The following is a 1,242-nucleotide window of genomic DNA, read 5'->3' on the forward strand; positions in this document are numbered from 1 at the left end:
CCGGCCGCGGCCCCGGGCTCCGATTCGGACTCGGGGACGGCTGGCGGGGCCTCCTCGATGACGACGTGCGCGTTCGTGCCCGACATCCCGAACGAGGAGACCCCCGCGCGGCGGACCCGGGCGGCCTGCCGTGGCCAGGCGACCGGCTCGGTGACCACCTCGACCGACCCCGTCGACCAGTCGACCCGCGACGAGGGCGCGTCCACGTGCAGGGTCTTCGGCACCGACTGATGCCGCAGCGCCTCCACGATCTTGATGATTCCGGCCACCCCGGCGGCCGCCTGCGCGTGCCCGATGTTCGACTTCACCGACCCCAGCCACAGCGGGCGGCCCGGCTCCCGCCCCTGCCCGTAGGTCGCCAGCAACGCGCCGAGCTCGATCGGATCACCCAGCCGGGTGCCCGTCCCATGCCCCTCCACCACGTCGACCTCGGACGGGCCCACACCCGCGTCCGCAAGCGCGGCCCGGATCACCCGCTCCTGCGCCCGACCACTCGGCGCCGTCAAACCATTCGACGCACCATCCTGATTCACCGCCGAACCCGCCACCACCGCCAACACCCCATGCCCCCGAACCCGCGCCACCGACAACCGCTCCACCACCAACACACCCACCCCCTCACCCCACCCCGTCCCATCCGCACCCTCCGCAAACGCCTTCACCCGCCCATCAGCAGCCAACCCCCGCTGCCGCGAAAACTCCACAAAACCCACCGGCGTCGACATCACCGTCACCCCACCCACCAACGCCATCCCACACTCACCCGCCCGCAACGCCCGCACCGCCAGATGCAACGCCACCAACGACGACGAACACGCCGTATCCACCGTCACCGCCGCCCCCTCCAACCCCAACACATACGCCACCCGACCGGAGGCCACGCTCGAGGCGGTCCCACTGATCCGGTAACCCTCCACCCCCTCGGACGCCGTCACCGACTCGCCGCCGTAGCCCTGGTAAATCAGGCCGGTGAAGACGCCGGTGTCGCTGCCACGCAGCGACGACGGATCCACCCCCGCCCGCTCCAACGCCTCCCACGACACCTCCAACAACAACCGCTGCTGCGGATCCATCGCCAACGCCTCACGCGGCGAAATCCCAAAAAAACCCGCATCAAAATCACCCGCACCAGCCAGAAAACCACCCGACCGCACATAACTCCGACCCACCCGACCAGGATCCGGATCATAAAGACCCGCCACATCCCAACCCCGATCCACCGGAAACTCCGACACCGCGTCG

At 69.8% G+C, this 1,242-nt stretch carries 1 protein-coding gene; it reads right to left on the minus strand.

Annotation, left to right across the window (positions count from 1 at the left end; all coding sequences use genetic code 11):
• A partial coding sequence (locus MXD62_RS27570; protein WP_248832311.1) for a polyketide synthase occupies positions 1-1,242 on the minus strand: 1,242 nt, incomplete at both ends.

The sequence above is a fragment of the Frankia sp. Mgl5 genome, from assembly GCF_023242985.1.
Lineage (GTDB): Bacteria > Actinomycetota > Actinomycetes > Frankiales > Frankiaceae > Parafrankia > Parafrankia soli.